Source organism: Streptomyces sp. NPDC002130 (genome assembly GCF_040296465.1).
Classification (GTDB): Bacteria; Actinomycetota; Actinomycetes; order Streptomycetales; family Streptomycetaceae; genus Streptomyces.
Map to the genome: position 1 here is coordinate 1 of NZ_JBEOXI010000329.1, position 7648 is coordinate 7648.

General features: G+C 71.6%; 7 protein-coding genes. 3 read left to right on the top strand and 4 right to left on the bottom strand.

The features are described 5' to 3' along the window. Nucleotides 1-25 precede the first annotated feature (25 nt). Entirely contained in the window at nucleotides 26-1312 is a 1287-nt protein-coding gene (locus ABT116_RS37110; RefSeq protein WP_351643399.1) for an ion channel protein, read from the bottom strand. Between the two features lie 112 nt (nucleotides 1313-1424). Here ABT116_RS37110 and ABT116_RS37115 point away from each other — a divergent pair, with 112 nt between their 5' ends. After that, complete coding sequence (locus tag ABT116_RS37115; RefSeq protein WP_351643402.1) at nucleotides 1425-2195, top strand: MerR family transcriptional regulator; 771 nt, start codon at nucleotides 1425-1427, stop codon at nucleotides 2193-2195. 19 nt (nucleotides 2196-2214) lie between these two features. Here ABT116_RS37115 and ABT116_RS37120 read toward each other — a convergent pair whose 3' ends face one another. Beyond that, nucleotides 2215-2580: a YbjQ family protein gene (locus ABT116_RS37120; RefSeq protein WP_031110265.1), complete on the bottom strand. Its 366-nt coding sequence runs from the start codon at nucleotides 2578-2580 to the stop codon at nucleotides 2215-2217. A gap of 135 nt (nucleotides 2581-2715) precedes the next feature. Here ABT116_RS37120 and ABT116_RS37125 point away from each other — a divergent pair, with 135 nt between their 5' ends. After that, a complete protein-coding gene (locus tag ABT116_RS37125; protein ID WP_351643405.1) occupies nucleotides 2716-3636 on the top strand; it encodes a DedA family protein in 921 nt (306 codons plus the stop codon). 90 nt (nucleotides 3637-3726) lie between these two features. Here ABT116_RS37125 and ABT116_RS37130 read toward each other — a convergent pair whose 3' ends face one another. Together ABT116_RS37130 and ABT116_RS37135 are read right to left on the bottom strand one after the other, a co-directional pair. Next, nucleotides 3727-5424 (bottom strand): threonine/serine exporter family protein, encoded by a 1698-nt coding sequence (locus tag ABT116_RS37130; protein ID WP_351643409.1) that lies wholly within the window; start codon nucleotides 5422-5424, stop codon nucleotides 3727-3729. Nucleotides 5425-5543: 119 nt separating this feature from the next. Further along, complete coding sequence (locus tag ABT116_RS37135; RefSeq protein ID WP_007452023.1) at nucleotides 5544-6035, bottom strand: inorganic diphosphatase; 492 nt, start codon at nucleotides 6033-6035, stop codon at nucleotides 5544-5546. Nucleotides 6036-6114: 79 nt separating this feature from the next. Here ABT116_RS37135 and dacB point away from each other — a divergent pair. Continuing rightward, nucleotides 6115-7648 (top strand): D-alanyl-D-alanine carboxypeptidase/D-alanyl-D-alanine endopeptidase (gene dacB / locus ABT116_RS37140; protein ID WP_351643412.1); only part of this gene is annotated, 1534 nt, incomplete at its 3' end.

A 7648-nucleotide genomic window follows, 5' to 3' on the forward strand; every position in this document is an offset into this window, starting at 1 on the left:
TGCAGGGGGAGCATCGACAGGGGATTCAGCGGACCGACGTGCCGTCCTTGCGCAGCTGCATCTGCGGCCGGCCCGTCACCAGCAGCCAGGCCGGCAGCGAGGCGATGCAGAGCAGGGCGATGATCCCCGGCGAGGCGACCAGCACCGCGGCGACGAAGAGGCTCACCCAGCCCTGCCGGGTGATGGCCAGCAGCAGTCCGAGCACGGCGGCCGAGACGCCGATCGAGGGATGCACCCCGGACACCGCGGCGTGGGCGCCCAGACCGAGGGCGGTGCCCACGAACACCGCCGGGAAGATGCGCCCGCCCCGGAAGCCGCAGGACGCGGCGACCAGCAGCGCGGCCAGCTTCACGACCGCCAGCAGGGCGTACTCCCCGGCCGACCGGCTGTCCGGGTCCCGTGCGAGCTCGGCGATCTCGTCGAGCCCCTTGAACAGCGTCAGATGGCCGCCCAGGGCCGCGAGGGCGCCCAGCACGAGGCCGCCCGCCGGGAGCATCAGCATCGGGTGGCGCAGCCGGCGGAAGGCGCCGTGGACGTAGGGGAAGGCCCGCACGGCGGCCATGCCGAGCAGGGCGGCCACCGAGGCGACCACCATCGCCGCCAGCAGGTCGCTCCAGCCCGGCCGGCCGAACGAGGGCAGGTTCAGGTCGAAGCTCGGATGGTCGATGAGGGTGGCGGTCAGGGCACCGGCCGTGCCGGCGATCAGGGGGGCGAAGACGTTGTCCCACAGCAGTCCGCGGGTCTCGCGCACGGCCAGCGCCTCGGAGATCACCAGGGCCGCCGCGACCGGCGTGCCGAACAGGGCACCGATGGTCGCCGCCTCGGCGAGCGCGGGCCAGACCCGGCCCGGCGCCCGTGGCACGAGACGGGCGCCCAGCCAGGCCGCCAGGGCGACGTTCACCGTGATGACGGGGTTCTCGGGGCCGAGGCTGGGCCCGCCGGCGAGCATCAGCATGGTCACCAGCACCAGCCCCGGCAGCACGACGGGCGGCAGCACGGGGGCGTCGAGCCCGACGGTCGCCGGATCCGGACCGGCGTGCCCCGGCGCCTTCCACACCACGAGCCCGACCGCGACCCCCGTCGCGAAGAGCATCACGAACATCCACGCGACGGAGTACCTGCCGATCCCCAGCGCGTCGGGCAGCGGCCCCCAGAGCACCTCCTGGAGCTGCTCGGCGGCGACTTCGACCCCGACCAGGACCAGGCTGGACATGATCCCCACGGCGAGAGCGGGCAGGATCGTCGGCAAGAGCGCGCGGGCGGGAGTCGCGGGAGTGACGGAGGGCGCCTGCTGCGCGGGATCCTGGACCACGCGCACACCATAAACGCCTCAAAGTGGACAAATCGCAAACACGCTTGCACCTCACGTGGCGTGAGGCCCGATCGTGGAGCCCGGAAGAAGACGGAAGAAGAAGGGCGCGGAAGTGAGCTACTCCGTGGGACAGGTCGCGGGCTTCGCCGGCGTCACGGTGCGCACCCTGCACCACTACGACGACATCGGCCTGCTCGTCCCGAGCGGACGCAGCCACGCGGGGCACCGGCGCTACAGCGACGCCGACCTCGACCGGCTGCAGCAGATCCTGTTCTACCGGGAGCTCGGCTTCCCGCTCGACGAGGTCGCCGCCCTGCTCGAGGACCTGGCCCGTGGACAGGGGGATCCGCGCGCGCACCTGCGCCGGCAGCACGAACTGCTGACCGCCCGGATCGAGACGCTGCAGAAGATGGCGGCGGCCGTGGAGCACGCCATGGAGGCACGCACGATGGGAATCGACCTCACGCCCGAGGAGAAGTTCGAGGTCTTCGGGGGCAAGGACCCGGAGCAGTACGCCGACGAGGCGGAAGCGCGCTGGGGCGGCACGGACGAGTACGCCGAGTCGCAGCGCCGCACCGCGCGCTACACCAAGGAGGACTGGAAGCGCATCCAGGCCGAGGCCGCCGACTGGGCGGAGCGCTACGGCGCCCTGATGGCGGCGGACGAGCCCCCCGCGGGCGAGGCGGCCATGGCCCTGGCGGAGGAGCACCGGCAGCACATCTGCACGTGGTACTACGCCTGCTCCTACGAACTCCACCGCTGCCTCGGCGAGATGTACGTCTCCGACGAGCGCTTCAAGGCGTTCTACGACGGGATGCGCCCGGGTCTCGCCGAGCACCTGAAGGACGCGATCGCCGCCAACGCGGCACGCCACACCTCCTGATCCCCGGCCCGGGAGTGCCTCACTCCCGGGTCAGGACCACCGCCGTGCCGTACGCGCACACCTCGGTGCCGACGTCCGCCGCCTCCGTCACGTCGAAGCGGAACGCCAGGATGCCGTTGGCGCCACGCGCGCGTGCCTGCTCGACGAGCCGCTCCATCGCCTGGTTGCGGGTCTGCACCAGCGTCTTGGTGAGCCCGCGCAGCTCACCGCCGACCATCGACTTGAGCCCCGCGCCGATCTGGCTTCCCACGTGCCGGGAGCGGACGGTCAGGCCGAAGACCTCGCCGATCACCTCCCGCACGTGGTAGCCGGGTACGTCGTTCGTCGTGACGACGAGAACCTCGGGCTCCGGGCCCTGTCCGCCGCCGTACTCATCGATGCCCATGGTGCACAGCTTTGACCGGGACCGCGCACAGTGCATCCTGAGTACGCCCATGGAACCTGGGCCATGACGGCTGCGTTGATACTTTGAGGCAGCCAGCCCCCGCCCGTACCCCACTGCAGCAGGAGCCACATCCCCGTGACCACGCTTGCGCTCGGCCCCGAGTGGCTCAGCCCGGACTACCTGATCTCGACGTTCAGCCTGCCCGGCATCCTGCTCATCGTCTTCGCGGAGTCCGGCCTCTTCGCGTTCCTGCCCGGCGACTCACTGCTCTTCACGGCCGGGCTCTTCGTGGCCGAGGGCACCTACATCACCCAGCCGCTGTGGCTGGTCTGCACGCTGATCGTGCTCGCCGCCGTCATCGGCGACCAAGTGGGCTACATGATCGGCAAGTTCCTCGGCCCGAAGCTCTTCAACCGTCCCAACTCCAAGCTCTTCAAGCAGGAGAATCTGGACAAGGCCCACGAGTTCATGGAGAAGTACGGCCCCAAGGCGATCGTCCTGGCCCGCTTCGTCCCCATCGTGCGCACCTTCGCCCCCATCGTGGCCGGCGCCGGCCGCATGAAGTACCGCACGTTCCTCACGTACAACATCATCGGCGGCATCGCCTGGGGCACCGGCGTCACGCTCGCGGGTTACTGGCTCGGCCAGATCGGCTTCATCAAGAAGAACGTCGAGTCGATCCTCATCCTGATCGTCCTGCTCTCCATCGTCCCGATCATCATCGAGTACCTGCGCGACCGCTCGAAGAAGAAGCGCGCGGCGGCCGAGGCCCCCGAACAGCGGCGGCAGCAGCCCCCCGCCATGGACGACGCGACGACCCAGCTCCGCCGCATCACCCCCGACGACCAGCCGCCCCACCACCAGCAGCCGCAGCAGCCGTACGGCAACCAGAACGGCTACAACGACCAGCAGTACTACAACCAGTACCCGCAGAGCCCGGGCTACGGGCAGCAGGGCAGCCACCAGCAGCCCGCCCCGGGCTACGGCCACCAGCAGCAAGGCGGCCACCAGCAGCCGTACGGTACGCAGCAGGGGCCTTACAACAACGGCTACTGAACCGACTGTCCTGGGGGCGCGGGGAACTGCGCGAACACCCCCACCGGCCCGCGGCCGCCGACGTACGCCCCAGCCCCGACCTCCTCGGCGCTAGAAACCCCTCGTGCGCTTGGCGGCCCGCCGCTTCTCCGCGGAGCCGATCCTCAGGAACATCCGGGAGATCTCGGACCCGAGGTTCACCCCGATGGCGATGGCCATGGCGAGCGCCACCGCCTTCGACAGCGACACCAGCCCCTCGTCCACCTCGCTCTGCGCGATCGCCAGCAGTCCGAAGTACGTCGCGGAACCCGGCAGCAGGGGCCCGATCGCCGCCGTCGTGTAGGGCAGGGCGGAGGCGAACTGGTACCGGGACAGCAACTGCCCGAACAGCCCCACGAGCCCCGCGGCAGCCGCCGTGGACGCCACCGGCGAGATGTCCCCCACGTAGTGCATCGCGCCGTAGACGATCCACGCGACACCGCCGTTCAGGGTCACCCACATCACGGTGGATCGTTCCTGCTGGAGCAGCACCGCGAACGCCAGTGACAGCAGCATCGACGCGCCGATCATCATCAGCGGGTCGTCGGAGGCCCCGAGCGCCTGGTCGGGGTTGAGCCGCGCGCCCAGCTGCACGCCGAAGTACAGCACCAGCAGCACACCGGCGACGATGCCGACGAAGAAGTACAGAACCTCCAGCAGCCGCGCGGACGCGGTGATGTAGAAGCCCGTCAGACCGTCCTGCACACCCGCCACCAGCGCCCGCCCGGGCAGCAGCGCGAACAGCCCACCGGTGATCACCGCGGAGGCCTTCACGTCCACATGGCCGATGGTCAGCGCGACCCCGATCGCGGCCGGCGGCATCGCGGCGACCGTGAACTGGTAGAACTCCGGCAGCCCACGCCCCGCGCACAGCCACGCCAGCCGGTCACCGAGCATCGCGCCCAGCGCCGCGGCGACGAACACGATCAGGTCGCCGCCCACCAGCACGGAGGCCGCACCGGCCAGCAACCCGCTCGCCCCGGTCAGCGCCCAGCCGGGATAGGGGTGCCGGTTGCGGCGGATCTCCGCCAGCCGCCGGTAGGCCTCCTCCAGGGAGACCGCCGTCTCGTCGTCACTGAGGTCGTCCACCAGCTGGTACACGGCCGCCAGCCGCGTGTAGTCCGTGCCCCGGCGGCGCACGGTCCGCGACGCCGTGACCGGGTCGTCGACCAGGGACGGCTGGTAGGAGATCGCCAGCAGCGTGAAGGTGACGTTGGGCTCGCAGCGGTCCAGGCCGTACGACCGGCAGACGGCGAACATCGCCGCCTCCACGTCCTCGGCGCCCTCACCGCCCGCCAGCAGCAACTCGCCGATACGCAGCGTCAGGTCGAGCACGCGGGGCACCGCGGGCCCGCTCTCGTCGGTGCCGCGCTGGCTCGTCTCCGGCGCCGGCCGCTCCGCCACCGGCATGCGCAGCATCGTGCGCATCCGGTCCTGCCAGGGCACGTCCTTGGTCAGGCTGACCACGGGAATCCCGCTCGGCGGTGTGAAGGCCGACGGGGCGTGCTTCGAGCTGTACGTGCTCGGCGGGGTGAAAGCCGACCCCTCCTGCTCCACCGACGGCGCCGCGTGGACGTCCAGCCCGTGCGGCACGGCGAACTCGGACGTCGTGTCGGACTCCGCACCGGCCGTTCTGTGCAGGGCCAGCCCCTCGGGGATCGCGAACTCCGATGTCGTCGACATGTCCCCGTCGACGCCGGTCCCGGCCGGAGGCAGGAACGCACTCCTCGCCTCGTCCGACCTCGGTTTGCGGTCCTCCGCGTCCGTCACTGCCTGGCGCTCCCTGTACGACACGTCAGCCTCGTACCCCCCACAGCCTCAGTATGCGCACAGACGGACGAACGGGCCGCACACGCAGGCGTGCGGCCCGTCAGCATCAGGAGAGGAGGTCAGTGACCGCCCTGGTCCTTGAATCGCTTGTAGGACCGCTCGATCTCGGCCTCGGCGTCGGTGCGGCCCACCCAGTCGGCACCCTCGACCGACTTGCCGGGCTCCAGGTCCTTGTAGACCTCGAAGAAGTGCTGGATCTCCAGGCGGTCGAACTCCGACACGTGGTGAATGTCCCGCAGGTGCTCCACGCGCGGGTCCGTCGACGGCACGCACAGCAGCTTGTCGTCGCCGCCGGCCTCGTCCGTCATGCGGAACATGCCGATCGCCCGGCAGCGGATCAGGCAGCCCGGGAACGTCGGCTCGTCGAGGATGACCAGCGCGTCCAGCGGGTCGCCGTCCTCGCCGAGGGTGTTCTCGACGAAGCCGTAGTCGGTCGGGTAGGCGGTCGAGGTGAAGAGTCGCCGGTCCAGGCGGATACGACCGGTCTCGTGGTCCACCTCGTACTTGTTGCGCGAACCCTTCGGAATCTCGATCGTGACGTCGAACTCCACCGGTGGCTCCTCCATGATCAACACATAGTTCTGGTGGTTAAGTGTCCCTCACGCAGGTGTGTGATCGCGAAAGGGGCTGGTGGTCGTGCCAGAGCTGAGGCCTTGGCGGGCCGCGAAACCGCACGTGGTGCGGTTCGCGGATGCCGTACGACCGCGCCTGGTCCGGGCCGCAGCGGCTACGAAACCACGGCTCGCGCGGCTCGCCCGAGCCGGGAAACCGCAGGTCGCACAGGTTATGCGGCCGAAGACCTGGCAGTACACCGCGGGCGCCGCCACCGCCGGACTCGCACTGACCGCCGGTGTGGTGACCGCCGCCGGTCCCTGGGACTCCTCGGGTCAGCGTACGGCCGAGCGGGACCGGGCAGTGGCCCTGGGCCGCGCGGGTGGCACAGATCACGGCAGCGCCCCCGGCGCCCCCGGCCGGACCCGGCCCGCCCCCAGCGCCGGACCCGTGCTGACCGGCCTCGGCGGCGTCAGCACCGTGAAGTCCGCCCCGGACGGCAAGGCCCTCGCGGACGCCCTGCGCCCCCTGCTCAAGGACCCGGCCCTCGGCCCCCGGCCCGCCGCGGCGGTCATGGACGTGACCACCGGACGGCGCCTGTTCGGCTCCGGCGCGGGCGCCGGGCTCACCCCGGCCTCCACGACGAAGATCGCCACGGCCGTCGCCGCGCTGTCCGCGATGGGCCCCGGCCACCGCCTCACCACCCGCGCCGCGCTGGAGCCCGACACGCAGGAAGTCGTCCTGGTCGGGGGCGGCGACCCCACGCTCACCGCCCGGGAGAAGGCCAAGGGTTCGGCGAGTCTGCGCACCCTGGCCGCCCGGACGGCCGCCGCGCTCGCGGACCGGGGTGTGCGCGAGGTGACCCTCTCCTACGACACGACCCTCTACGCGGGCGACGAAAAGCACCCGATCGGGGACAACCCCAACCTCGCACTCGTCAGCCCGCTGATGGCCGACGAAGGCCGCACGAACGACTCGGCGAGCGGCCCGGTCGAGCGGGTGAAGGACCCGGCGGCGGACGCGGCCCGCCGGTTCGGGGACTTCCTGACGTCGCACGGCATCAAGACCACCGCCCCCGGCCCGTCCAAGGCCACGACCCGCGCCGAGACCCTCGCGGCCGTCTCCTCACCCCCGCTCTCCGCCCTCGTCGAGCGCATGCTGACCAACAGCGACAACGACATCGCCGAGGCCCTCGCCCGCCAGACGGCGATCGCCACGGGCGACCGGGCCGACTTCGCCGGGGCCGGTCAGGCCATCGGCTCCCAGCTCGGCAAGCTCGGCCTCCCCCTGAAGGGCGCCGCCTTCAAGGACGGCAGCGGCCTCGACCGCGCCGACCGGCTGACCCCCGGCCTCCTCACCGCCCTGCTCGCGAAGGCGGCCGACCCCTCCCACCCCGAGCTGCGCCCGGCCCTCACCGGCCTCCCCGTCGCCGGCTTCACCGGCACCCTGACCGCCCGCTACCGCGACGGGGCATCCGGCGTCGTCCGCGCCAAGACCGGCACCCTCTCCGGCGTCCACGCCCTCGCGGGCACCCTGGTCGACGAGGACGGCCGCCTGCTGGCCTTCGCGTTCATGGCCTCCGGCACTGACCCCGGCAGGCCGACGGCGACCC

What these genes read in the sequence shown, in the direction of transcription:
- ABT116_RS37120 (WP_031110265.1), bottom strand. Translation starts at nt 2,580, where the DNA reads ATGGGCATCGATGAGTACGGCGGCGGACAGGGCCCGGAGCCCGAGGTT.